This is a genomic window from Streptomyces sp. NPDC014889 (genome assembly GCF_043081205.1).
Classification (GTDB): Bacteria; Actinomycetota; Actinomycetes; order Streptomycetales; family Streptomycetaceae; genus Streptomyces.
On record NZ_JBIBWH010000001.1, the window covers coordinates 54,547 to 78,498 of the forward strand.

Annotated in this window: 25 protein-coding genes; 12 read left to right on the forward strand and 13 right to left on the reverse strand. The window is 70.4% G+C overall.

Translation table 11 applies throughout. The features are described from left to right. Positions 1-93 precede the first annotated feature (93 nt). Positions 94-588, forward strand: a complete 495-nt coding sequence (locus ACF09J_RS00235) for a DUF3145 domain-containing protein (RefSeq protein ID WP_326802325.1) — start codon at positions 94-96, stop codon at positions 586-588. Positions 589-703: 115 nt separating this feature from the next. Here ACF09J_RS00235 and fabF read toward each other — a convergent pair whose 3' ends face one another. The 5 genes from fabF to fasR all read right to left on the reverse strand — a co-directional run bounded on the left by fabF (position 704) and on the right by fasR (position 5,676). After that, complete coding sequence (fabF, locus tag ACF09J_RS00240) at positions 704-1,975, reverse strand: beta-ketoacyl-ACP synthase II (protein ID WP_392303120.1); 1,272 nt, start codon at positions 1,973-1,975, stop codon at positions 704-706. A gap of 86 nt (positions 1,976-2,061) precedes the next feature. Next, positions 2,062-2,310 carry an acyl carrier protein gene (locus ACF09J_RS00245; protein ID WP_003989952.1) on the reverse strand — a complete coding sequence of 83 codons (249 nt, stop codon included), beginning with the start codon at positions 2,308-2,310 and terminating at the stop codon, positions 2,062-2,064. A gap of 100 nt (positions 2,311-2,410) precedes the next feature. Beyond that, complete coding sequence (locus ACF09J_RS00250) at positions 2,411-3,442, reverse strand: ketoacyl-ACP synthase III (RefSeq protein ID WP_392303121.1); 1,032 nt, start codon at positions 3,440-3,442, stop codon at positions 2,411-2,413. Positions 3,443-3,463: 21 nt separating this feature from the next. After that, the gene (locus ACF09J_RS00255; protein WP_392303122.1) at positions 3,464-4,381 is read right to left on the reverse strand and encodes an ACP S-malonyltransferase; all 918 of its coding nucleotides are present in this window, start codon (positions 4,379-4,381) and stop codon (positions 3,464-3,466) included. An 89-nt stretch (positions 4,382-4,470) separates the two neighbouring features. Continuing rightward, positions 4,471-5,676, reverse strand: coding sequence for a fatty acid biosynthesis transcriptional regulator FasR (fasR, locus tag ACF09J_RS00260; RefSeq protein WP_392303123.1), 1,206 nt, complete (start codon positions 5,674-5,676; stop codon positions 4,471-4,473). A gap of 95 nt (positions 5,677-5,771) precedes the next feature. Here fasR and ACF09J_RS00265 point away from each other — a divergent pair, with 95 nt between their 5' ends. Continuing rightward, positions 5,772-6,434 (forward strand): pirin family protein, encoded by a 663-nt coding sequence (locus tag ACF09J_RS00265; RefSeq protein ID WP_392303124.1) that lies wholly within the window; start codon positions 5,772-5,774, stop codon positions 6,432-6,434. Between the two features lie 29 nt (positions 6,435-6,463). Here the strand turns inward: ACF09J_RS00265 and ACF09J_RS00270 are convergent, their stop codons facing one another. Genes ACF09J_RS00270 through ACF09J_RS00280 form a run of 3 tightly spaced genes read right to left on the reverse strand, consistent with a single transcriptional unit; the run spans position 6,464 to position 8,348 of the window. Next, on the reverse strand, positions 6,464-7,021 hold the full coding sequence (locus ACF09J_RS00270; protein WP_392303125.1) for a GNAT family N-acetyltransferase: 558 nt from the start codon (positions 7,019-7,021) through the stop codon (positions 6,464-6,466). Between the two features lie 13 nt (positions 7,022-7,034). Continuing rightward, positions 7,035-7,859, reverse strand: coding sequence for a serine hydrolase domain-containing protein (locus ACF09J_RS00275; protein WP_392303126.1), 825 nt, complete (start codon positions 7,857-7,859; stop codon positions 7,035-7,037). 18 nt (positions 7,860-7,877) lie between these two features. Then, entirely contained in the window at positions 7,878-8,348 is a 471-nt protein-coding gene (locus tag ACF09J_RS00280; RefSeq protein WP_392303127.1) for a GNAT family N-acetyltransferase, read from the reverse strand. 106 nt (positions 8,349-8,454) lie between these two features. On the opposite strand from ACF09J_RS00280, the gene ACF09J_RS00285 reads away from it, so the two are divergent. Together ACF09J_RS00285 and ACF09J_RS00290 are read left to right on the forward strand one after the other, a co-directional pair. Further along, positions 8,455-8,928, forward strand: coding sequence for a MerR family transcriptional regulator (locus ACF09J_RS00285; RefSeq protein WP_392303128.1), 474 nt, complete (start codon positions 8,455-8,457; stop codon positions 8,926-8,928). A 67-nt stretch (positions 8,929-8,995) separates the two neighbouring features. Next, positions 8,996-10,018, forward strand: coding sequence for an aldo/keto reductase (locus tag ACF09J_RS00290; RefSeq protein ID WP_392303129.1), 1,023 nt, complete (start codon positions 8,996-8,998; stop codon positions 10,016-10,018). Between the two features lie 28 nt (positions 10,019-10,046). Here the strand turns inward: ACF09J_RS00290 and ACF09J_RS00295 are convergent, their stop codons facing one another. From ACF09J_RS00295 to ACF09J_RS00305, 3 genes are all read right to left on the reverse strand, one after another. Further along, positions 10,047-10,895, reverse strand: a complete 849-nt coding sequence (locus ACF09J_RS00295; protein ID WP_392303130.1) for a DUF4429 domain-containing protein — start codon at positions 10,893-10,895, stop codon at positions 10,047-10,049. A gap of 66 nt (positions 10,896-10,961) precedes the next feature. Next, positions 10,962-12,179 (reverse strand): alpha/beta hydrolase, encoded by a 1,218-nt coding sequence (locus tag ACF09J_RS00300; protein WP_392303131.1) that lies wholly within the window; start codon positions 12,177-12,179, stop codon positions 10,962-10,964. 149 nt (positions 12,180-12,328) lie between these two features. Then, entirely contained in the window at positions 12,329-13,021 is a 693-nt protein-coding gene (locus ACF09J_RS00305; protein ID WP_392303132.1) for a TetR family transcriptional regulator, read from the reverse strand. Between the two features lie 142 nt (positions 13,022-13,163). Between ACF09J_RS00305 and ACF09J_RS00310 the strand changes: the two genes are divergently transcribed. Continuing rightward, positions 13,164-14,783 carry an MFS transporter gene (locus ACF09J_RS00310; RefSeq protein WP_392303133.1) on the forward strand — a complete coding sequence of 540 codons (1,620 nt, stop codon included), beginning with the start codon at positions 13,164-13,166 and terminating at the stop codon, positions 14,781-14,783. Positions 14,784-15,017: 234 nt separating this feature from the next. Continuing rightward, positions 15,018-15,326: a small hydrophobic protein gene (locus ACF09J_RS00315; RefSeq protein WP_392303620.1), complete on the forward strand. Its 309-nt coding sequence runs from the start codon at positions 15,018-15,020 to the stop codon at positions 15,324-15,326. Between the two features lie 60 nt (positions 15,327-15,386). Here the strand turns inward: ACF09J_RS00315 and aceE are convergent, their stop codons facing one another. Then, complete coding sequence (gene aceE, locus ACF09J_RS00320; RefSeq protein ID WP_392303134.1) at positions 15,387-18,134, reverse strand: pyruvate dehydrogenase (acetyl-transferring), homodimeric type; 2,748 nt, start codon at positions 18,132-18,134, stop codon at positions 15,387-15,389. A gap of 412 nt (positions 18,135-18,546) precedes the next feature. On the opposite strand from aceE, the gene ACF09J_RS00325 reads away from it, so the two are divergent. From ACF09J_RS00325 to ACF09J_RS00350, 6 genes are all read left to right on the forward strand, one after another. Continuing rightward, on the forward strand, positions 18,547-18,984 hold the full coding sequence (locus ACF09J_RS00325; RefSeq protein ID WP_392303135.1) for a DUF3052 domain-containing protein: 438 nt from the start codon (positions 18,547-18,549) through the stop codon (positions 18,982-18,984). 119 nt (positions 18,985-19,103) lie between these two features. After that, a complete protein-coding gene (locus ACF09J_RS00330) occupies positions 19,104-19,562 on the forward strand; it encodes a peroxiredoxin (RefSeq protein ID WP_392303136.1) in 459 nt (152 codons plus the stop codon). A gap of 135 nt (positions 19,563-19,697) precedes the next feature. Then, positions 19,698-20,273 (forward strand): TerD family protein, encoded by a 576-nt coding sequence (locus ACF09J_RS00335; protein ID WP_392303137.1) that lies wholly within the window; start codon positions 19,698-19,700, stop codon positions 20,271-20,273. A gap of 115 nt (positions 20,274-20,388) precedes the next feature. Next, positions 20,389-20,967, forward strand: a complete 579-nt coding sequence (locus tag ACF09J_RS00340) for a TerD family protein (protein ID WP_100567002.1) — start codon at positions 20,389-20,391, stop codon at positions 20,965-20,967. 51 nt (positions 20,968-21,018) lie between these two features. Further along, positions 21,019-22,170: a DUF475 domain-containing protein gene (locus ACF09J_RS00345; protein ID WP_392303138.1), complete on the forward strand. Its 1,152-nt coding sequence runs from the start codon at positions 21,019-21,021 to the stop codon at positions 22,168-22,170. A gap of 120 nt (positions 22,171-22,290) precedes the next feature. Further along, positions 22,291-23,028: a Tellurium resistance gene (locus ACF09J_RS00350; protein ID WP_392303621.1), complete on the forward strand. Its 738-nt coding sequence runs from the start codon at positions 22,291-22,293 to the stop codon at positions 23,026-23,028. Between the two features lie 21 nt (positions 23,029-23,049). Here the strand turns inward: ACF09J_RS00350 and ACF09J_RS00355 are convergent, their stop codons facing one another. Continuing rightward, entirely contained in the window at positions 23,050-23,850 is an 801-nt protein-coding gene (locus tag ACF09J_RS00355) for a TerD family protein (protein ID WP_392303139.1), read from the reverse strand. Positions 23,851-23,952 lie beyond the last annotated feature (102 nt).

Genomic DNA, 23,952 nt, shown 5'->3' on the forward strand with positions numbered 1-23,952 from the left:
GCCCCGTCTCACGGTAGCCTCGCCATCACGTGGCCTCACAGGCCGCCGCTGTCCGCCCGCCCGCACCATGTCCCGCTCTGCCCGGAGGTCCCGGTGACGACACGTGGAGTTCTGTACGTGCACTCCGCGCCGCGCGCGCTGTGCCCGCACGTCGAGTGGGCCGTCGCCGGGGTGCTCGGCACGCGCGTCAGCCTGGACTGGATCCGGCAGCCCGCCTCACCCGGCACCTGGCGCTCGGAGTTCTCCTGGCAGGGCCAGCCCGGCACCGCGTCCAAGCTCGCCTCCGCGCTGCGCGGCTGGCAGCTGCTGCGCTTCGAGGTCACCGCCGAGCCCTGCCCCACCGCGGAGGGCGAGCGCTACAGCTGCACCCCCGACCTCGGCATCTTCCACGCCGTCACCGGCATCCACGGCGACATCCTCATCCCCGAGGACCGGCTGCGCGCCGCCCTGCTGCGCTCCCAGCGCGGCGAGACGGACCTGGAGGCCGAACTCGCCAAGCTCCTGGGCAAGCCCTGGGACGACGAGCTGGAGCCGTTCCGCTACGCGGGTGAAGGCGCCCCCGTGCGCTGGCTGCATCAGGTGGTCTGACCGCCGCGTTTCGGGGGCCGACCGCTTCCGGATCCGCTTCGGGAGACGACCGCCCGAAGAACCGAAGGGCCCCCACCGATCGGTGGGGGCCCTTCGGACATCCGCTGCCGGGGTCTCAGACCGACCGGAACGCCAGCACGACGTTGTGCCCGCCGAAGCCGAACGAGTCGTTCAGCGCGGCGATACGGCCCTCGGCGGGCAGCTTGCGCGCCTCGCCGCGGACCACGTCCGCGTTCGCCTCGGCCTCGGGGTCGATGTTGTCGACGTTGACGGTCGGCGGAGCCACCCGGTGGTACAGCGCCAGCACCGTGGCCACCGACTCCACGCCGCCCGCGCCACCGAGCAGGTGGCCGGTCATCGACTTGGTCGCGGAGACCGCCATGTGGTCGGCGTGGTCGCCGAAGACCTTGCGCAGCGCCTTCAGCTCGGCGATGTCACCCGCCGGCGTCGAGGTGGCGTGCGCGTTGACGTGCACGATCTCGGCCGGGTCCAGGCCGGTGTTCTCGAGCAGGTGCTGCAGGGCGTGCGAGATGCCCCGGCCCTCCGGCTCCGGCTGGACGATGTCGTGGGAGTCGGCGGAGATGCCCTGGCCGACCGCCTCCGCGTAGACGCGGGCACCGCGCTTGGCGGCGTGCTCGGCGGACTCCAGGACGAGCACACCCGCGCCCTCGCCGAGGACGAAGCCGTCCCGGTCGACGTCGTAGGGGCGGGAGGCGCCCTCGGGGTTCTCGTTGTTCTTCGACATCGCCATCATGTTGCCGAACGCGGCGATGGGCAGCGGGTGGATGGCCGCCTCCGTGCCTCCGGCGACGACGACGTCGGCCCGGCCGGTGCGGATCATCTCGATGGCGTAGCCGATGGCCTCGGCACCCGAGGCACACGCGGAGACCGGCGTGTGCACGCCCGCGCGGGCGCCCACGAGCAGGCCCACGTTGGCCGAGGGGCCGTTCGGCATCAGCATGGGGACGGTGTGCGGGGAGACGCGGCGTACGCCCTTCTCCTTCAGCACGTCGTACTGGTCCAGCAGGGTGGTGACACCGCCGATGCCGGAGGCGACGACCGTGCCGAGCCGGTCCGGGTCGATGGACCCGTCCTCACCGGCCTTGCCGGTGAAACCGGCGTCCTTCCAGGCCTCCTGAGCCGCGATCAGCGCGAACTGCGCGGAGCGGTCCAGCCGGCGCGCCTGCGGCCGCGGGATGACCTCGGTCGGCTCCACGGCCACCGGAGCCGCGATGCGGACGGCCTGGTCGGCGGCCCACTCCTGGGTCAGGGGCTTGACACCGGACTTGCCGGCGACCAGGCCGTCCCAGGTGGAAGCTACGTCGCCACCCAGCGGTGTGGTTGCGCCGATACCGGTGACGACCACGGTGCGATTGGTCGAGCTCACGGGAATTCTTTCTCCAACGGAACGAGGATTCGTACGGCGCCACCGCCGGGTGGCGGGGCAGTCAGCCCAAGGCTGTGATCGGTCGATCAGCCCTGGTGCTTGAGGATGTAGTCGGTCGCGTCGCCGACCGTCTTGAGGTTCTTGACGTCCTCGTCGGGGATCTTGACGTCGAAGCGCTCTTCGGCGGCGACGACGACCTCGACCATGGACAGCGAGTCGACGTCCAGGTCGTCGGTGAAGGACTTGTCCAGCTGGACGTCCTCGACCGGGATCCCGGCGATCTCGTTCACGATCTCCGCGAGACCGGCGACGATCTCTTCCTGAGTGGCGGCCATGTCGGCGCTCCTTCGTAGATTTCCAGAGGGTGTGGCGCCCACCGCGTCAGCGGCAGGGGTGTGCGGTCCCGCACCGGAAGCATGATCCGGCACGGAGTGCCTAGGGGAGGGTAACGACCGTCGCGGCGTACACGAGACCCGCCCCGAAGCCGATGACGAGCGCGGTGTCGCCGCTCTTCGCCTCGCCGGTCGCCAGGAGCCGCTCCATCGCGAGCGGGATCGAGGCGGCCGAGGTGTTGCCGGTGGTGCGGATGTCACGGGCGACCGTGACGTGCTCCGGCAGCTTGAGCGTCTTCACCATCGAGTCGATGATCCGCACGTTGGCCTGGTGCGGGATGAAGACGTCCAGGTCGTCCGGGGCGATCCCGGCCGCGTCCAGCGCCTGCTGGGCGACCTTCGCCATCTCGAACACGGCCCAGCGGAACACCGCCTGGCCTTCCTGCGTGATCGCGGGGAACTTGACGTTGCCCTCGCTGTCGACGGGCAGCTGGGAGACGTCGCCGATCCGGAAACGGTCCCACGGCACGGTCTGCTTGATCGTCTCGGCCTTGTCGCCCTCCGAGCCCCACACGGTCGGGCCGATCGCGGGCTCCTGCGAGGGGCCGACCACGACCGCGCCGGCGCCGTCGCCGAACAGGAAGGCCGTGGCCCGGTCTTCCAGGTCGGTCAGGTCGGAGAGCCGCTCCACGCCGATGACCAGCACGTACTCCGCCGAGCCCTCGACGACCAGGCCCTTGGCCAGGGTGAGGCCGTAGCCGAAGCCGGCGCAGCCCGCCGAGATGTCGAAGGCGGCCGCCTTGTCCGTGCCGAGCCGGTCCGCGATCTCGGTGGCGATGGCCGGGGTCTGGCTGAAGTGCGAGACCGTCGAGACGACCACGGCGCCGATCTGAGAGGCGTCGATCCCGGCGTCCGCGATCGCCTTGCCGGAGGCCTCGATCGACATCGCCGCGACGGTCTCCTCGGGCGACGCCCAGTGCCGGGTCTCGATGCCCGAGCGCGAGCGGATCCACTCGTCGGACGAGTCGATCCTCTCGAGGATCACCTCGTTGGGCACCACCCGTGTGGGCCGGTAGCCGCCCACACCGAGGATGCGCGCGTACGGGGCACCCTTGCTGGGCTTGATCTTCGACATGCTCGTCGGCTCCTTAAGGCGTCAGGCGCTCGCGTGCTCGGCGATGAGCGCGCGGGCCGCGTCGAGGTCGTCGGGGGTCTTCAGCGCCAGCGTCTTGACGCCGGGCAGCGCGCGCCGGGCCAGACCGGTCAGGGTGCCGCCGGGGCACACCTCGACCAGGGCGGTGGCGCCCAGCTCCTTGAAGGTCTCCATGCACAGGTCCCAGCGGACCGGGTTGGCGACCTGCCCGACCAGCCGCTCGACGACCTCGTCGCCGCTGTGGACGACCCGGCCGTCCTTGTTGGAGACGTAGGTGACCTTCGGGTCGGCGGGCGAGAGCGACCTGGCCGCCTCCGCCAGCTTCTCGACCGCGGGCGCCATGTGGTACGTGTGGAAGGCGCCGGCCACCTTCAGCGGGACGACCTTGCGCACGCCCTCCGGCATGTCCTCGTTCAGCGCGGCGAGCTGCTCCATGGTCCCGGCGGCCACGATCTGACCGGCCCCGTTGACGTTCGCCGGGGTCAGGCCCAGCTTGCCCAGGTGCGCCGTGGACACGTCCGGGTCGCCTCCGAGGAGCGCCGACATGCCCGTCTCGGTGATCGCGGCGGCCTCGGCCATGGCCAGGCCGCGCCGGCGGACCAGGGTCAGGGCGGCGGTGTCGTCCAGGACGCCCGCGAACGCGGCGGCGGTGATCTCGCCGACGCTGTGACCCGCGACCACGTCCGCACCGGTGTCACCCAGTGCCGCGGCCGACAGCAGCCCGGCGGCGACCAGCAGCGGCTGGGCCACCGCGGTGTCGCGGATCGCGTCCGCGTCGGCCTGCGTGCCGTAGTGGACGAGGTCCAGGCCGATGGCGTCGGACCAGGCGGCCACACGGTCGGCGGCGCCGGGCAGTTCGAGCCAGGGAGTCAGGAAGCCGGGCGTCTGGGCGCCTTGGCCGGGAGCGACGAGTACGAGCACTCTCACACTCTCTCTTGGGGACGGCCGCGACCGCCCGTGGGGACAGGGACGAAGAACGGGAAGGGGTTTTGTGGGCCCCCGACAAAAGCCTAGGCCTGGGGATCTCCGTCGGCCAGACGCCCCAGGATCAGTGCGATCCGCAGGGTGAACGCGGATCGTACATCGGAGGGTGACCAACCGGTGACGTCAGTCACACGTCGGAGCCGGTAGCGCACGGTGTTCGGGTGAACGAAGAGCATTCTGGCCGCGCCTTCCAGACTGCTCGCCTGCTCCAGATAGACGCTGAGCGTTTCGAGCAGCGCGGAGCCCGCCTCCTCCAGCGGTCTGTAGATCTCCTCTACCAACTGCTCCCGCGCGCCCGGGTCTCCGGCGATGGCGCGCTCCGGCAGCAGATCGTCCGCAAGCACCGGCCGCGGCGCGTCCTGCCAGGCCGAGCAGGCCTTCAGCCCGGCCGCGGCGGCCTGTGCGGACCGGGTCGCGGCGAGCAGATCGGGCACCACGGGCCCGGCGACGACGGGACCCGGGGCATAGGGTCCGATCAGCGACTTGGCCACCGCCAGCGGGTTGTCGCTGCCGCCGGCGATCACGACCAGCCGGTCCCCGAGAACCCCGGTGAGCACCTGGAGCTTGGCGTGCCGGGCGGCCCGCCGGATGGCCTCCACGGTCAGCTCGGAGTCGCCGTCGGGCGCGGTACCGAGCACCACGCACACGTGTTCGGGGGAGTTCCAGCCCAGGGCGGCGGCCCGCGACACGGCCCCCTCGTCGGCCTCCCCGCTGAGCACCGCGTTGACGACCAGGGACTCCAGCCGGGCGTCCCAGGCACCGCGTGCCTCGGCGGCCTGGGCGTAGACCTGGGCGGTGGCGAAGGCGATCTCACGGGCGTAGACGAGCAGCGCCTCGCGGAGCACGGACTCGTCGCCCGGCGCCGCCACCTCGTCGATGGCCGACTCCATGACCTCGATCGTGGTGCGCACCATCTCCACGGTCTGCCGCAGCGTGATCGCCCGCGTCAGCTCGCGCGGCGCGGTCCCGAACACATCGGTGGAGATCGCCTGGGGCGCGTCCGGGTGCCGGAACCACTCGGTGAAGGCGGCGATGCCCGCCTGGGCGACCAGACCGATCCAGGAACGGTTCTCCGGGGGCATCGCCCGGTACCACGGCAGCGTCTCGTCCATCCGCGCGATCGCCTGCGCGGCCAGCGACCCGGAGGACTTCTCCAGTCTCTTCAGGGTCGCGGCGTGCGGATGGGGGGAGTGGGCTGAGGCTTCGGCCTGGCGGGATTCGGGTTCGGGCACGGGGACAAGACTGCCTCATCCGGACGTGCGTGCGTGTCGCCGGGTCGGCGCTGGGCTGCCAGGGCCCCTCGCGGCCGGGGACTACGGTGGTCCGTGTGACGACGGAAGTACGGCGCGCGGCAGAGCGCTACGAGGGCGGCGAGCCGGCCGCCGGAATCACCTCACGGCACGCCTTCTCCTTCGGCCCGCACTACGACCCGGACAACCTCGGCTTCGGCGCGATGATCGCCTGCAACGAGGAACACCTGGCCCCCGGCGCCGGTTTCGACGAGCACCGGCACAGCCACACCGAGATCGTCACCTGGGTCGTCGAGGGCGAACTGACCCACCGCGACTCCACGGGCCACGAGACGGTGGTACGCCCCGGCGACGTACAGCGCCTGAGCTCGGCGGGCGGCGTCCACCACGTGGAACGCAACGCCGGCCCGACCCCCCTGACCTTCGTCCAGACCTGGCTGGCCCCCCTGGAGCCCGGCGGCACCCCCTGCTACGAACTCGTCCACGGCATCGCCGACTCCACCCCGTACGCCGTCCCGGAGGCCGGCGCCATGCTCCACGTCCGCCGCCTGACGACGGGGGAGCGGACGGCGGTACCGGACGCGGCGTATGCGTACGTCCATGTGGTGCGGGGCGAGGTACGGCTGGAGGGGCAGCAGTTGGGACCGGGCGACGCGGCCCGCATCACGTCGGCCAGGGACGTCGAGACGGTGGCCCTGACGGACGCGGAGCTGCTGGTGTGGGAGATGGCGGCCGGCTGACCCCGTGCACGGCGACGACGCCCGGCCCGTTACCTCTCCGGCCCCCGGCCGACGGGCTCGTCGTCCCACTGGGGCGGCGTGACGCGGCCGGTCAGCCAGTCGCGGCGCAGGATCGCGTAGCCGACCGTGTCGTGGAGCGTTCCGTCCTGGGCCGGCCAGGCGTCCCGGTAGTGGGCCTCCTTGGCGTAGCCGCAGCGCAGGAAGACGCGGCGCATCGGGTGGTTGTCCTGGCGTGTGGTCCCCTCGATGCGATGGATGTGCGGGAACTCCTCGAACAGGTACCGCGTCAGCCAGGTCACGGCCTCGTGGCCGATGCCGCGCCCCCGGTGCCCGGCCCGCAGGCGGAGGTCGAACAGGGGCGTGTCGTCGGCCAGGTCCATGAGCCGGACCAGGCCGACGGGTTGCGCACCGGTCAGGATCCAGAAGCTCCTGGTCTCCCCGCTTTCGAAGCGTCCTTCGCCGATCCATCGGCGCGCCGTGTCGCCGTCCACCTCGCTGACGCTGTGGAACGGCCAGCTCTCACCGGTCAGGAAGCGGACCAGGGGCTCGGTGTCGGAGGGAAGCAGGCGCCGGAACGTGAGGTCCATGGCAGGCCTGTTCTCAGCGGGCCCGCAGCTCGGACAGCACCGCGTCCGTGAACGGCGGCCAGGCCTCGGTCGCCCATGGGCCGAAGGCGCGGTCGGTCAGGGCGACGCAGGCCGCGCCCGCGGCGGGGTCGGTCCACAGGAACGTGCCGGACTGGCCGAAGTGGCCGAAGGTGCGGGGGGAGGAGGAAGTGCCCGTCCAGTGGGGGGACTTGGAGTCGCGGATCTCGAAGCCGAGGCCCCAGTCGTTGGGGTTCTGGTGGCCGTAGCCCGGCAGGACGCCCTTGGTGCCGGGGTACTGGACCGTCATCGCCTCGGCGACCGTGCGCGGGTCCAGCAGGCGTGGGGCCTGGAGCTCGGCGGCGAAGAGGAGCAGGTCGTCGACCGTCGAGACCGCGTCCTTCGCGGGGGAGCCGTCCAGGGTGGTCCGCGTCATGCCGAGCGGGGCCAGGACCGCCTGGCGCAGGTACTCCGCGAACGGGATGTCCGTGGCCTTCGCCACATGGTCGCCGAGCTGCTCGAAGCCCGCGTTGGAGTACAGCCGCCGCTCGCCGGGCGGGGCCGTCACCCGGTGTTCGTCGAAGGCCAGGCCCGAGGTGTGGGCGAGCAGGTGCCGGACGGTCGCGCCGGGCGGGCCGGCCGGCTCGTCCAGCTCGATCGCGCCCTCCTCGTAGGCGACGAGCACCGCGTAGGCCGCCAGCGGCTTGGTGACCGAGGCCAGCGGGAAGGGGCGCGCGGTCGGGCCGTGGGTGCCCAGGACCGTGCCGTCCGCGCGGACCACGCCCGCCGCCGCGGTGGGGACCGGCCAGTTCTCGATCGACGCCAGGGAGTTCAACGACATGACGTCGAGCCTATGCGCTCACAGCCACAGCTCCAGCAACGGGTCGGGCTTGGGCCGGAAGCCGAGGGAGGTGTACAGCGGCGCCCCTTCGGTGGACGTGGTGAGCTGCACCCGGCCGGCACCGCGCTCGCGGAACCAGTCCAGCAGCGTCTCCATGCACGCGCGCGCGTACCCGCGTCGGCGGACGTCCGGATCCGTCGCGACGCTGAAGACGTAGCCGACCGCGCCCCCCGGGTGGCCCGCCCGGCCGATCCGGTAGTCGATCGTGCCCGCCACCAGCGCGGCCAGCGCCCCAGGTCGTTCCGGGTGGTCCACGACGTACGCCGCGAAGTCCCCGTCCGGGTCCGCCAGCTTCGCGCGCAGGGTGGGCAGGGACTGAGCATGCCAGTCGGTGGAAGGATCGGTGCCGTGCACCGAGTCGATCATCACCTGGCGCAGTCGCAGCACTTCCGCGGCGTCCTCGGGCTCAGCACGTCGTACGAGACTCATGCCCGGCACGCTAACGACCGCGCCCGCCCCGCGTCGCGCGCATTTCTCGCCGCACTGCCGGGCCCGGCTTGCCTGGAGTGCACTCGAAGGTCATAGCGTTGAGGCCATGACGGTGACGCAGACCACGGCCGTGACCATCGAGAAGACCGAGGAAGCCCCCACCCGTGCCGACCTCTGTTCCGCCCCGTCCCGACGGCACCCGCGCCCGGACGGGCAGGACGGCTACACGATCAGCGAGGTCGTCGCCTTCACCGGGCTGACGGCGCACACCCTGCGCTGGTACGAGCGGATCGGCCTGATGCCCCACGTCGACCGCTCCCACACCGGGCAGCGCCGGTACACCAACAGCGACCTCGACTGGCTCGACCTGGTCGGCAAGCTCCGGCTGACCGGGATGCCGGTCGCCGACATGGTCCGGTACGCGGAGCTGGTGCGCGCGGGCGAGAGCACCTACGGCGAGCGGTACGCGCTGCTGGAGGCGACCCGCCGGGACGTCCTGGCCCGGATCGCCGAACTCCGGGACACGCTCGCGGTACTGGACCGCAAGATCAGCTTCTACGGGGACGCCGGACGCCACTGAGCGGCGGACACCGAGAAGTCACAGATCACCGACACACCGCACGCCCCCGAGAAGCGGAGACAACGCGATGACCGGAAGCAGGATCCCGACCGTACGGCTGGGCGAGGACGGACCGGAGGTCGGCGTACAGGGCCTCGGCTGCATGGGCATGAGCTTCGCCTACGGCCCCGCGGACGCGGAGGAGTCTCGCGCAGCCCTGGAACGCGCCCTGGAACTGGGCGTGACCCTCTACGACACGGCGGACGCCTACGGACGGGGCGAGAACGAGCGGTTCCTCGCGCCGTTCCTCAAGGCGCACCGGGACGAGGTCGTGATCGCCACCAAGTTCGCCCTGTCGATCCCGCCGGACGAGCCGACGAGGCGGATCATCCGCAACGACCCGCCCTACATCCGGCAAGCCGTTGAGGCGAGCCTGCGCCGCCTGGACGTCGACGTAATCGACCTCTACTACATGCACCGTCGTGACGTGAACGTCCCGATCGAGGAGAGCGTCGGGACCATGGCCGACCTGGTGCGCGAGGGCAAGGTGAAGCACCTGGGCCTGAGCGAGGTCACGGCCGACGAGCTGCGGGCCGCGCGGGCCGTGCACCCGATCGCCGCCGTGCAGTCGGAGTGGTCGCTGTTCAGCCGCGACATCGAGACGCACGTGGTGCCCGCGGCACGCGATCTCGGCGTGGCGCTGGTGCCGTACTCGCCGCTCGGCCGGGGCTTTCTGACCGGCGGGTTCGTCGACGCCGAGAAGGACCTGACCGGCGACGACCTCCGCCGCACCATGCCGCGCTTCCAGGGGGAGAACGCGGTGGCCAACGCCGCGCTGCTGGAGCCGGTCCGCGCGGTCGCCGAGGCCCACGGAGCCTCCCTCGCGCAGATCGCGCTGGCCTGGGTGCAGCAGCAGTCGTCCGTGCACGGCCTCCCGGTCGTCCAGATCCCCGGCACCCGCAGGGCGAGCCGGGTGGAGGAGAACGCGGCGGCGACCCGGATCGTCCTGACCGGCGAGGAACTGGCGCTGCTGGACCCGATCGCCGCGAAGGTGTCGGGGCCGCGTTACGCCGACATGTCGTTCACGTCGCGGGGCCGGGAGCAGCAGTAGCCCCTACGACCCGGCCGAGCGGCAGCCCCTACAGCTCGGCCAGGAGTTCCGCCTTCTTCACCGAGAACTCCTCGTCGGTGACCAGCCCCGCGTGATGCAGCTCCCCGAGGTGGCGGATCCGCTCCGCGATGTCGGCGGGGTCGCGGCGCGGGGCCGGCACCGGCACCGGCGTCGCCGGACCCGCCTCCCGCACCGCCGCCAGGACGGCCGCGGCGAACGGCAGCGACTCGTGCACCGGACCGTATCCGCGCCCGAACACCACCGCGGCCGGATCCTGGTCCGGCTGCGGTGCGGCGGCGCCCGGATCGCGCGGCAGCAGCCGCAGATGCCCCTCGAAGGCCTCGGGAGAACGCCACTCCACCCCGCCCATGTCGGTGACGGGGAAGCTCTGGTCGCCGGCCTTCCACTTGGCCGAGGAGGCCCCGGTCCACGACCACCGGAACCGCACCGCCGTACCGTCGAAGGACGCTTTCCCGTCGTACGCCTTGAACTGCAGCGGGGCCCGCGGCGCCGCCACCAGGTGGCGGTCGGCCGGTCCGCTCGCGAAGAGCCGGGCGCGCAGTTCCTCGGCGTAGCGCTCGGCCAGCGTCTCCCGTTCGGCGGGCAGCACCAGGCGGTACGGGTCGCAGCTCTCCTTGAGCTGCCCGTCGGCCGCGTCCATCAGTGGATCGGCGCCCGCTCTGGGCTCGGCACGCAGGACCACGGTGCCGCGGCGGCCCGCGCCGAACGTCACGCCCGCGAGCGCCGCCAGCGGGATCCGGCGGGCACCGAGGGCCTGGAAGAGCTTGGGTGTTCGAATCCCCCGTTCGTAGCGGATGAGCACGGAATCGGACTCGAACTCCCAGGCAGCATGAAATCCGGCCAGTACATCACCCATGCGGCTCATCGTAGGGGGCTGGGGCTCCCTCGTCCCTCCCCGGGCGGACCGCACTTCCTGCTGTCTCTACGCGCGTCCGGCCGGTGTCGTGCCGGACAAATCCGCCCGGCATCCGTCGTCGTCATGTGCGCACCGCACCGAGTCGTACGCGCCGACTCCGATCTCGGCGAAGTTGGTCAGGCTGTCGGTGCCCGGCTCGAAGTAGCCGGCGTGGCCCTTGGCACCCTGTGCCGACAGAACTCGCGCCCCGAACGCCGGGGAGACCGGGTCGGCGCCGTGGCCGAGGCCGCCGAGTTCGAGGTAGGGCACGTCCTGGATCCAGTCGGTGGCGTCCCGCATGGCCCACACCCGGGCGGAGGTGCGCAGGTGGGAGGCGCTCTGCACGCGCATACCGGGGCTGGCGGCCACCGCTATGTCGGAGACCCGCCGCGGCAGGGTCCGCGCCGCCACGCCGCACACCACCGATCCGTAGCTGTGGCAGAACAGCGAGACGGAGGAATCGCCGGGCAGTCCCCGCAGCAGTTTGTTCAGCCGTACCGCGCCCTCCTCGGCGCGCATCGCCGTGGCCGCGTCCACGCCGAGCCCGCTGGGCGAGGTGTAGTCGGCCCAGGCGATCACGGCCGTACGGGCCGAGGGGTCCGCCTCCCGCTCGGCCGTGTACAGCGACTTCGCCATGCCGTACGGCGCCGAGTACGGGCGGTAGGTCTTCCGGAAGGTGATCAGGTCGGTGTCGACGCCGGGGACGACGACGGAGACCCGCTCGGCCCTGCGCAGATCGCCGAAGACCTCGGCAACCCGGCCCGAGCCCTCGGGGTCGAAGGCCAGGATCTGCCGGCCCTTCGCCATCAGTGAGGCGTAGCGCTGCATGCGGCGGCCCGCGTCCTGCTGTCCGGCCGGTGAGAGCCGGCTGTCGTGCGTGCGGGTGCGCTCGATCCTGCGCGCCTGGCGAAGCGCGATGCGGTTGGCCTGGTAGCGCAGCCGGACCGGGGCGCCGTCCATGTTGCCGACCGCGAGCGGATAGCGGCGGGCGAGCCGGCCGCGGTCCTGTGCGCCGAGCGAGTCGAAGAAGCGCCGCAGCAGGGCGGGGGAGGCGTCCGCGTCCGGCAGCGGGTGCCCGTGCAGACGGCCGTGGTCCCAGGCGGTCAGCGACGCCTGGAGGGCGGTGGTCCCGCGATGGCCCTGCACCGCGGTCCAGCCGGTGGTGGCCAGCATCACGAAGACCACGGCCAGCGCGAGCAGTGCGCGCCAGACGTTGAGTTGTGGGGAGGTGTCGAAGGAAGTCACTGGAAGGACACACTAGGAGAACGAGACGGTCTCGCGTTAACCGAGTGACAGGTATCACGTTTCGAGCGGTGTGACGGTGACCTCAGCCGGTGAGCGTGTCCAAGATCCGGCAGGCGTACGGCAGTTCAAGATCGGTGGAATGTTCCGTCTCAAGACCGGGGGCTCGTACGCCAGTTCCCGGTGAGTGCGGGTCCCACCTGATCGAGGTGGTCGGCGGTGAGTTCGCGCATGGCCTCGGCGCCGGCGTCCTCGCGCGTGCTCCACTGGCGGCTCGTCACCCGCATCACCGCGCCGAACACGGCCACCGCCAGCCGCGGCCGCGGGTCGGCGTCCACGTCGAGGCCCTCGCGCTCGGCGAGCAGCCGCGCGATCTGCTCCTCGGTCTCCGCCGAGCGGCGCAGATGCTCGGCGAGCAGGGCCGGCGTCGACTCGATCAACCGGAACATGCGCAGGTACAGCTCCACGGGCACGACGCTCCCCACCGCGTCGCTGATCGTGTCCCAGCCCTCCAGCAGGCTCCGGCGCAGCGCCTCCAGGGGAGCCTCCCCGGGCGGGCGGGCGCGCAGCGAGTCGACGAAGTGCGCCTCCACGATCTCCTGCACGGCGAAGGCGGCCTCCTCCTTGCCCGGGAAGTAGCGGAAGAAGGTGCGCTGGGAGACGTCGACGGCCTCGACGATCTCGTCGACCGTCGTCCGTTCGTACCCCTGGGTGGTGAACAGTTCCAGCGCCGCCCGCAGCAGCGCGTCGCGGGTGCGCCGCTTCTTGCGTTCGCGCAGTCCCGGCCGTGCCGCCGTCCGCGACAGCGTCCGTGGCGCCGTCCTGGCGGTCGCCGCCGTCTCCATGGGCCTCTCCGGACCTGTTTCCCGCACCGCTTCCCCGAATGCGAACCGTTTCCCCTGATCAGACTATAGGGGAGCGACACGTCAGTGACTGACTAGTGAATTGGTTTGTCGTTTGTCAGTGGCTGTCATTAGCCTCGAACGTATGACTAGTCAGACCACCATCGACACGACGGGGCCGGGGGACGACGCCCCGGCGGGCCCGTCGGAGCCCACGCCCGCCAAGGGGCTGCGCGGGCACCCGTGGGTCACCCTGATCACCGTCGCCGTAGGGGTCATGATGGTGGCCCTCGACGGCACCATCGTGGCCATCGCCAACCCCGCCATCCGGGACGATCTGCACGCCACCCTCGCCGATGTGCAGTGGATCACCAACGCCTACTTCCTCGCCCTCGCGGTCTCCCTGATCACCGCGGGCAAGCTCGGTGACCGCTTCGGGCACCGGCAGACCTTCCTCATCGGTGTGACCGGCTTCGCCGCCGCCTCCGGGGCCATCGGGCTGTCCCACACCATCGCCATGGTCGTCACCTTCCGGGTTTTGCAGGGTCTGTTCGGCGCGCTGCTGATGCCGGCCGCGCTCGGCCTGCTGCGGGCCACCTTCCCGGCCGAGAAGCTGAACATGGCCATCGGCATCTGGGGCATGGTCATCGGCGCCTCCACCGCCGGCGGCCCGATCCTCGGCGGTGTGCTCGTCGAGCACGTCAACTGGCAGTCGGTGTTCTTCATCAACGTGCCCGTCGGCGTCCTCGCCCTGGTCCTGGGCCTGCTGATCCTGCTCGACCACCGCGCCGAGAACGCGCCCCGCTCCTTCGACATCCTGGGCATCGTCCTGCTCTCCGCAGCGGTGTTCTGCCTGGTGTGGGCCCTGATCAAGGCTCCGGTCCGGGGCTGGGGCGACGGCACGACGTGGACGTTCATCGCCGTCTCCGTGCTGGGCTTCGCCGCCTTCGCCTTCTGGGAGACGAGGGTGAAGGAGCCGCTGATCCCGCCGGCGCTGTTCCGCTCGGTCCCGCTGTCCGCCGGCGTGGTGCTCATGGTGCTGATGGCCATCGCGTTCATGGGCGGCCTGTTCTTCGTCACCTTCTACCTACAGAACGTGCACGGGATGAGCCCGATCGAGGCGGGCACGCATCTCCTCCCGCTCACCGGCATGATGATCGTCGGCTCCCCGCTCGCCGGCTTCATGATCACCAAGGTGGGGCCGCGCATCCCGCTGGCGGGCGGCATGGCCGCCACCGCGCTCGCCATGTACGGCATGTCCACGCTTGAGACGGGCACCAGCGGCCTCACCATGTCGCTCTGGTTCGCCCTCCTCGGTCTCGGACTCGCCCCCGTCATGGTCGGCGCCACCGAGGTCATCGTCGGCAACGCGCCCCTGGAGCTGTCCGGTGTGGCCGGCGGTCTCCAGCAGTCCGCCATGCAGATCGGCGGCAGCCTCGGCACGGCCGTGCTGGGCGCGGTGATGGCCTCCAAGGTCAACAGCGACCTGGCCGGCAACTGGAAGGACGCGGGGCTCCCGCCGCTCACTCCGGCCCAGTTGGGCCAGGCCTCGGAGGCGGTCCAGGTCGGCGTGGCGCCGGTGCAGGAGGGCACACCCGAGGCGATCGCCACGAAGATCACCTCCGTCGCGCACGAGACGTTCATCTCCGGGATGAGCCGCGCCTCCCTCGTGGCCGCCGGGATCGCGGCCGTGGCCGTCCTGGTGGCGCTGCTCACCAAGCGCGGGGAGAACGCGGAGGCGGGCGCGGGCGTCGGCCATATCTGACGGCGCCCGCTACCGGCGGAGTTCGCCCGTCAGGGTGACTCCGCCGAAGACCACTCGCCTCCGGTACGCACCCCGGGTGACAGTGGGTCAAGTCCTCCGCAGGGGACGGGAGAAGCGGCTGCCGCGCGCTGCTGGAGGGGAGCAGCGCGCGGGCGGCTTCAGCGGCCGGAACCGGGGTACCCGCACATACGAAACCCAATGGAACTCCAACTGGACAGGTGTCAAAGGGAGTTGATGATGGCGGGCTTCGGAGGCGGAACGCGCGGGTACCCCCGTTCACGCGGCCGGACGTGGCAGCGGAACCGGCCGGACCGCGCGACCCTCGGGATCATCGGGACCATCTGCGCGGTCGCGGGCTTCTTCGCACTGGGCATCATCCTCGGCCCGGTGGCGGTCGTCTGCGGCTGGCTCGCGATGGGCCGCACCTGGGCGGGCGACCGCTCGCTCCCGGCTCTGGTCGCCGTGGTCCTGGGCGCCGTCGACACACTCCTGGCCGTCGTCTGGCTGGCCGGAGCGGCAACCCCGGGCAACGGCCTGTTCTGACACCGGACAGGAGGGCGGCGGACCGACGGTCCGCCGCCCTCCTTCTGTTCCTCCACGGCCCTACGCGTCGCCGCCCGCCGTGCCCGGGTCGGCCGCCGACACCTCCAGGATCCGGTAGCGGTCCAGGGCCTGCTTCAGCACCGACCGGTCGACCTTGCCCTCCCGGGCCAGCTCCGTCAGCACCGCCAGCACGATCGACTGGGCGTCGATGTGGAAGAACCGCCGCGCCGCCCCACGGGTGTCGGCGAAGCCGAAGCCGTCGGCGCCCAGCGACTGGTACGTCCCCGGCACCCAGCGCGCGATCTGGTCCGGCACCGAGCGCATCCAGTCGGAGACGGCCACGAACGGCCCCTCGGCCGCGCTCAGCCTCCGCGTCACCCACGGCACCCGCTGCTCCTCCTCCGGGTGCAGCAGGTTGTACTCCTCGCACGCCACGGCCTCGCGCCGCAGTTCGTTCCAGGAGGTCGCCGACCAGACGCCCGCCCGGACGTTCCACTCCTCGGCGAGGATCCGCTGCGCCTGAAGGGCCCACGGGACCGCCACGCCCGACGCCATGATCTGCGCCGGGATGTCGCCCGCCGCGCCCTCGCCGAGCCGGTGCAGGCCCTTGAGGATGCCCTCGACGTCCACGTCCGCCGGCTCGGCCGGCTGCTGGATGGGCTCGTTGTAGACGGTGAGGTAGTAGAAGACGTCCTCGCCGTGCGGATGCCGCTCGTCGCCGCCGTACATGCGGCGCAGTCCGTCCTGCACGATGTGCGCGATCTCGTACCCGTACGCCGGGTCGTAGGCCACGCACGCCGGGTTGGTGGAGGCCAGCAGCTGGGAGTGGCCGTCGGCGTGCTGGAGGCCCTCACCGGTCAGAGTCGTACGGCCGGCGGTCGCGCCCAGGACGAAACCACGCGCCAACTGGTCGGCCATCTGCCAGAACTGGTCGCCGGTGCGCTGGAAACCGAACATCGAGTAGAAGACGTACACCGGGATCAGCGGTTCGCCGTGGGTGGCGTAGGCCGAGCCCGCCGCGATCAGCGAGGCCGTGCAGCCCGCCTCCGAGATTCCGTCGTGCAGCATCTGCCCGGTCGGCGACTCCTTGTAGGCGAGCAGCAGATCGCGGTCGACGGACTCGTACTGCTGGCCGAGCGGGTTGTAGATCTTCGCACTCGGGAAGAAGGAGTCCATGCCGAACGTCCGGTACTCGTCCGGCGCGATCAGCACGAACCGCCTGCCGATCTCCTTGTCCCGCATGAGGTCCTTCAGCAACCGCACGAAGGCCATGGTGGTCGCGATGGACTGCTGACCCGAGCCCTTCTTCACGGACGCGTACGTCCGGTCGCCCGGCAGCCGAAGCGGCTTGGAGCGCACGATCCGCGTCGGCACGTAGCCGCCGCAGCCCTTGCGGCGGTCGTGCATGTACTGCATCTCCTCGGTGTCCCGGCCCGGGTGGTAGTACGGCGGCGGGCCGGACTCCAGCTCCCGGTCGGAGATCGGCAGGTGCAGCCGGTCGCGGAAGCGCTTGAGGTCGTCGACCGTCAGCTTCTTCATCTGGTGCGTGGCGTTGCGGCCCTCGAAGTTCGGGCCGAGGGTCCAGCCCTTGACCGTCTTGGCCAGGATGACCGTCGGCTGGCCCTTGTGCTCCAGGGCCGCCTTGTAGGCCGCGTAGATCTTCCGGTGGTCGTGGCCGCCGCGGCCCAGGTGCAGGATCTGCTGGTCGGTCATGTGCTCGACCATCTTGCGCAGCCGGTGGTCGTCGCCGAAGAAGTGCTCGCGGATGTAGGCGCCGGACTCGGTTGCGTAGGTCTGGAACGCGCCGTCCGGCGTGGTGTTCATCCTGTTCACCAGCACGCCGTCGCGGTCCTGGGCCAGCAGCGGGTCCCAGGTGCGGTCCCAGATCAGCTTGATCACGTTCCAGCCGGCGCCGCGGAAGACCGACTCCAGCTCCTGGATGATCTTGCCGTTGCCGCGCACCGGGCCGTCCAGGCGCTGGAGGTTGCAGTTGACCACGAAGGTCAGGTTGTCCAGGCCCTCGCGGGCGGCGATGGACAGCTGGCCGAGCGACTCGGGCTCGTCCATCTCGCCGTCGCCGAGGAAGGCCCACACGTGCGAGTCGGAGGTGTCCGCGATCCCGCGCGCATGCATGTAGCGGTTCATCCGGGCCTGGAAGATCGCGCCGATCGGGCCGAGGCCCATGGATACCGTCGGGAACTCCCAGAAGTCCGGCATCGAACGCGGGTGCGGATAGCTGGACAGTCCGTGCGGTGCCTTCGACTTCTCCTGGCGGAAGCCGTCCAGGTTCTCCTCGGTGAGCCGGTCCAGCAGGTACGCGCGCGCGTAGATGCCCGGTGAGGCGTGCCCCTGGAAGAAGACCTGGTCGCCGCCCCTGCCGTCGTCCTTGCCGCGGAAGAAGTGGTTGAAGCCGACGTCGTAGAGGGAGGCGGAGGAGGCGAAGGTGGCGATGTGGCCGCCGACGCCGATGCCCGGCCGCTGGGCGCGGGAGACCATCACCGCGGCGTTCCAGCGTGTGGCGTTGAGGATCCTGCGCTCGATCTCCTCGTTGCCGGGGAAGAACGGCTCGCTCTTGGTGGGGATCGTGTTGACGTAGTCCGTGCTGCGCATCTCGGGCACGGCCACGCGCTTCTCGCGGGCCCGCTCGATCAGCCGGAGCATGAGGTAGCGGGCCCGCTCACGGCCTCGCTCGTCGACCGCGGCGTCGAGCGAGTCGAGCCACTCCTGGGTCTCCTCGGGATCGAAGTCAGGAACCTGACTCGGGAGGCCGCCAATGATGATCGGGTTTCGATCGGATCCGGAAGCCACGCTGTTCCTTACCTGTCAGAGGGCTGACATGTCTGGGGCGTATCTGGGTTCGTTCTGTCGGTTTCCTGGGTTCCTGTAGGTTTGTCTGCCTGTGCCTGCACCGGTCCCCATCGTGTACCTCACGGAAGCCGCACGTCATCTCTACCGCGGGGTAACCCCGGTTCTCTCCGGCATCCCCTGCCCGGAGGTGTGCTCCCGAACACGCGAACCGGACAGAACGGTGTGGTGTGTGTCACCGCTGATCGCGATACCGTGTCAGGAGTTGCGGCGACACAGCCGGGATCGTCACCGTTTCGGCGGTCTGAACCGCCGGGTACTTGCGCGATCCGGCCCGCCCGTGTGGACTACGGCCAATGCTTCGCGCACGCGCGTGGCTGAAGACCTAAATCGCAACATCATCAGGAGGCAACCCGTGAGCGCGACCGCGGACCACGCGGAGGAGCGGACTAACCCGGCCGCCAGGCTGGGATTCCAGCCCAGGCAGGTGGTCCAGGAGATCGGCTACGACGACGACGTAGACCAGGACCTCCGCGAGGCCATCGAGGAAGCGATCGGCAGCGAGCTCGTGGACGAGGACTACGACGACGTGGCCGACGCCGTGGTGCTGTGGTTCCGCGACGACGACGGCGACCTGACAGATGTACTGGTGGACGCCACCACGTACATCGAGGAGGGTGGCGCGATCCTGCTCCTCACGCCGAAGACGGGCCGTGCCGGCTACGTGGAGCCGAGTGACATCTCGGAAGCCGCGACCACGGCAGGTCTGTCGGCGAGCAAGAGCGTCAGCGTCGGCAAGGACTGGAGCGGCAGCCGACTCGCGACGCCCAAGGCAGCCAAGTCCAAGAAGTAGTTCCCCTTCGTCCCCGGACCGACGGACGGGCCGACTCGTGTCGGCCCGTCCGTCGGCCTGCGGTGATCACTGCGTAGGGTGGCATCACCCGAACAGGCCCACCGAAGGGAAGCAGGACGATGGCGATCCAGGTCGGCGACAAGGCGCCCGACTTCGAGCTCAAGGACAACCACGGCCGGACCGTGAGGCTGTCCGACTTCCGCGGCGAGAAGAACGTGGTGCTCCTCTTCTACCCGTTCGCCTTCACCGGAGTGTGCACCGGCGAGCTGTGCGCCCTGCGCGACAACCTGCCGAAGTTCGTCAACGACGACACCCAGCTCCTCGCCGTCTCCAACGACTCGATCCACACCCTGCGCGTCTTCGGCGAGCAGGAGGGCCTGGAATACCCGCTGCTGAGCGATTTCTGGCCGCACGGCAACACTTCCCGCGCCTACGGCGTCTTCGACGAGGGCAAGGGCTGCGCGGTGCGCGGCACCTTCATCATCGACAAGGAGGGCGTCGTGCGCTGGACCGTGGTCAACGACCTGCCGGACGCGCGCGACCTGAACGACTACGTGAAGGCGCTCGACACCCTGTGATCCGGTGACCCGACACCGGTGATTCTTCGGCTCCAGGGCCTGCGTGGCGCGGGAACCCGTCACTAGGATCGAGTCGTTGATCCCATATCCGATGCACGACGGGGCTCCCCGCCCCAGGACACCAATGGAGGACTCGTGGGAGTCAGCCTCAGCAAGGGCGGCAACGTATCGCTGACGAAGGAGGCCCCGGGCCTGACCGCGGTCCTCGTCGGACTGGGCTGGGACGCCCGCACCACGACCGGGAGCGACTTCGACCTCGACGCCAGCGCGCTGCTGCTGAACAACTCCGGCAAGGTGGTCACCGACCAGCACTTCGTCTTCTTCAACAACCTCAAGAGCCCGGACGGCTCGGTGGAGCACACCGGCGACAACCTCACCGGTGAGGGCGAGGGCGACGACGAGACGATCAAGGTCAACCTGGCCGGCGTCCCGGCCGACGTCGACAAGATCGTCTTCCCGGTCTCGATCTACGACGCCGAGAACCGGCAGCAGTCCTTCGGACAGGTGCGCAACGCGTACATCCGCGTGGTGAACCAGGCCGGCGGCCAGGAGATCGCGCGGTACGACCTCAGTGAGGACGCCTCGACCGAGACGGCCATGGTCTTCGGCGAGCTGTACCGGCACGGCGCCGAGTGGAAGTTCCGCGCCATCGGCCAGGGCTACGCCTCGGGCCTGCGCGGCATCGCCCAGGACTTCGGCGTGAACGTCTGAGCCCAGGTCCGCACGGCTTCACACCAATTCCGACCCGTCCGGCGTCGCGCGTTTCAGCGCGGCGCCGGACGCGCAGGACAACCACACAGGCACCACCTCGGGGAGGACCAGCATCATGGGCGTCACGCTCGCCAAGGGAGGCAATGTCTCCCTCTCGAAGGCCGCACCGAACCTGACCAACGTCATGGTCGGACTCGGCTGGGAGGAGCGCTCCACCACCGGAGCCCCCTTCGACCTCGACGCCAGCGCGCTGCTGTGCACCGGCGCCAACCGGGTGCTGGGCGACGAGTGGTTCGTGTTCTACAACCAGCTCACGAGCCCGGACGGCTCGGTGGAGCACACCGGCGACAACCTCACCGGTGAGGGCGAGGGCGACGACGAGACGATCCTGGTGGACCTCACCAGAGTGCCCTCGCAGTGCGAGAAGATCGTCTTCCCGGTCTCCATCCACATGGCCGACGAGCGCGGCCAGACGTTCGGGCAGGTCTCGGACGCCTACATCCGGGTGCTGAACCAGGCCGACGGCACGGAACTCGCCCGCTACGACCTGAGCGAGGACGCCAGCACCGAAACGGCGATGATCTTCGGCGAGCTCTACCGCTACCGAGGCGAATGGAAGTTCCGCGCGGTGGGCCAGGGGTACGCGTCGGGGCTGCGCGGAATCGCTCTAGACTTCGGAGTCAACGTTTCGTAAAGCCAAGTGCGGCGCGGGGGAGACCCGTACCGGATACGGATGGGGTAGCCAGTGCTTCTGAAAACCTTCGGCTGGTCGTTCGCGGTGACCGCGGTCGGCCTGGCAGCGGCGGTCTTGTACGGGGGATGGACCGCCTTCGGGATCGTGGCGATCCTTTCCGTCCTCGAGATCTCGCTGTCCTTCGACAACGCGGTGGTCAACGCCGGAATCCTGAAGAAGATGAATGCCTTCTGGCAGAAGATCTTCCTCACGGTCGGCGTGCTCATCGCGGTCTTCGGCATGCGGCTGGTCTTCCCCGTCGTGATCGTCGCCGTCACCGCCAAGATGGGCCCCGTCGAGGCCGTCGACCTCGCGCTCAACAACAAGGACCGCTACCAGCAGCTGGTCACGGACGCCCACCCCGCGATCGCCGCGTTCGGTGGCATGTTCCTGTTGATGATCTTCCTGGACTTCATCTTCGAGGACCGGGACATCAAGTGGCTGCAATGGCTCGAGCGGCCGCTCGCCAAGCTCGGCAGGATCGACATGCTGTCGGTCTGCATCGCCCTGGCCGTGCTGCTCATCACCTCCTTCACCTTCGCCACCCACGCCCACCAGCACGGCGGCGCGCACGTCGACAAGGCCCAGACGGTGCTGATCGCCGGCATCGCCGGACTGATCACGTACATGGTCGTCGGCGGACTGTCCGGCTACTTCGAGGACAAGCTCGAGGAGGACGAGGAACGCGAGCACGAGGAGGAGGAAGAGGCCGCGCGCACCGGCAAGAAGCGCTCGGCGATCGCCCTGGCCGGCAAGGCCGCCTTCTTCATGTTCCTCTACCTCGAGGTGCTCGACGCGTCCTTCTCCTTCGACGGAGTGATCGGCGCCTTCGCCATCACCAACGACATCGTCCTGATGGCCCTCGGCCTCGGCATCGGCGCCATGTACGTCCGTTCGCTCACGGTCTACCTGGTCCGCCAGGGCACCCTCGACGACTACGTCTACCTGGAGCACGGCGCTCACTACGCGATCGGCGCGCTGGCCGTGATCCTCATGGTCACCATCCAGCACGAGATCAACGAGGTGATCACCGGTCTGGTCGGCGTCGTCCTGATCGCCTGGTCCTTCTGGTCGTCGGTACGCCGCAACCGCGCCCTGGCGGCGGCCGAGGCGAGCCCGGCGGGAGCGGCGGACACGCAGAGCGAGGTCTCCTCAGGGGTGTGACAGCCCTCCGAGTGAGGGAACGCTCTTGAGCGGGGCGGCCGACGGGGACCGGGTCGAACCGGTCCTTCGGGGCCGCCCCGTCGCGTGGGTCCGGTGGGTGAACTGGGGGCGGAAAGGGACATGGGCTTCTTCGACGGTCTGCTGGGAGGACGCGCGGCCGAATTCGACTCGGGCAGCGCCTCGACCAACGCGATCGAGCTGACCAAACGGCACCACCACGTGTCGCTGACCAAGCAGGGCGCGGCCACCGGGCATCTGCGCATCAACCTGGCCTGGCGGATGCGCACCTCCGACTTCGGCGGTCCGACCCGGGAGAGCCTGCTGCGGCACCCGTTCAGGGCGCTCAAGCCGCCTGAGGTGCTCGGGCACAGCCAGAGCATGGTCAACGTGGACCTCGACCTCGGCTGCATGTACGAGCTGGCCGACGGCACCAAGGGCGTCGTCCAGCCCCTCGGCGGCTTCCTCGGCGACGTGAACGCGCCGCCGTACGTCAAACTCAGCGGCGACGACCGGTTCGGGTCCGCGTCCGGCGAGACCATGTACATCAACCTCGACCACCGGGACGAGATCAAACGGCTGCTGGTCTTCGTCTACATCTACGACCAGACACCCGCCTTCGACCGCACCCACGCGATCGTCACGATGTACCCGAGCAACGGCCCGCGCATCGAGATCGGCCTCGACGAACGCCATCCGCAGGCACGCTCGTGCGCGGTGGTCCTGATCGAGAACGTCAAGGGCGAACTGGTCGTCCGCCGCGAGGTCAAGTTCGTCTACGGCTTCCAGTCGGAACTGGACCGCCTGTACGGCTGGGGCCTCCAGTGGGGCCGCGGCTACAAGTCCAAGACCGACCGGTAGCACGCCCGCCCCGGCCCTGACCTACTGCCCGATGAACTGCGGCCCCTGCGGCGGCAGCCGGAAGTCCGGGTCGGGCGCGGCCGCCACCGGCTGCGGGTACCCGTACCCCGACGGGGCCGTGGCCGCCGGCGGCTGCTGCGGGTACCCGTACGCGGGTTGCGGATAGCCGTAGGCCGGCTGCGGGTACCCGTACGCCGGCTGAGCCGCGGCGGGCACCGGCGCGGGCTGCTCCGGCGGCAGCGGCTGCGCGGCCGGAGCCGCACCCTGCGCCTCCTCCGACGACTCGTCCACCGAGATGCCGAAGTCCGTGGCGAGGCCCTTCAGACCGTTCGAGTAGCCCTCGCCGAGCGCGCGGAACTTCCAGCCCTCGCCCCGCCGGTACAGCTCACCGCAGATCAGCGCGGTCTCCTGGCCGGTCTCCGGCGTGATGTCGAAGTAGGCCAGCGGGTCCTCACCGGCGGCCGTCGCGTCGTACAGCAGGATGCGCAGCCCCTGTACGACGTCGAAGGCGACGCCGTCCGCGGAGGCGACCAGCAGGATCCGGCCCACCTCGGGGTCGAGCCCGGCGAGATCCGCCTGGACCGTGTCCGTCAGACCGTCGGCGATCCGCTTCTTGCCCAGCCGCCAGACCTTCCCGGACGGATGCCGCGGCTGGTTGTAGAAGACGAAGTCCTCGTCGGAGCGCACACGGCCGCCGGGACCGAGGAGCAGCGCCGAGGCGTCGACGTCCGGGACCCCCTGCCCGGGCGTCCAACGCACCACGGCCCGTACCGTGGTGGCGTCCAGCGGGACGTTCGACCCCTTCAGCATCGCGTGCGTCATGCGGTCATCCTGCCTTCTCCGTCCTGATCACGACAACGCGGGGCGTCGACACGGCGGGGTTACCTGAAATTCATGCCCCACGGGAACCTCCGACATGGATTC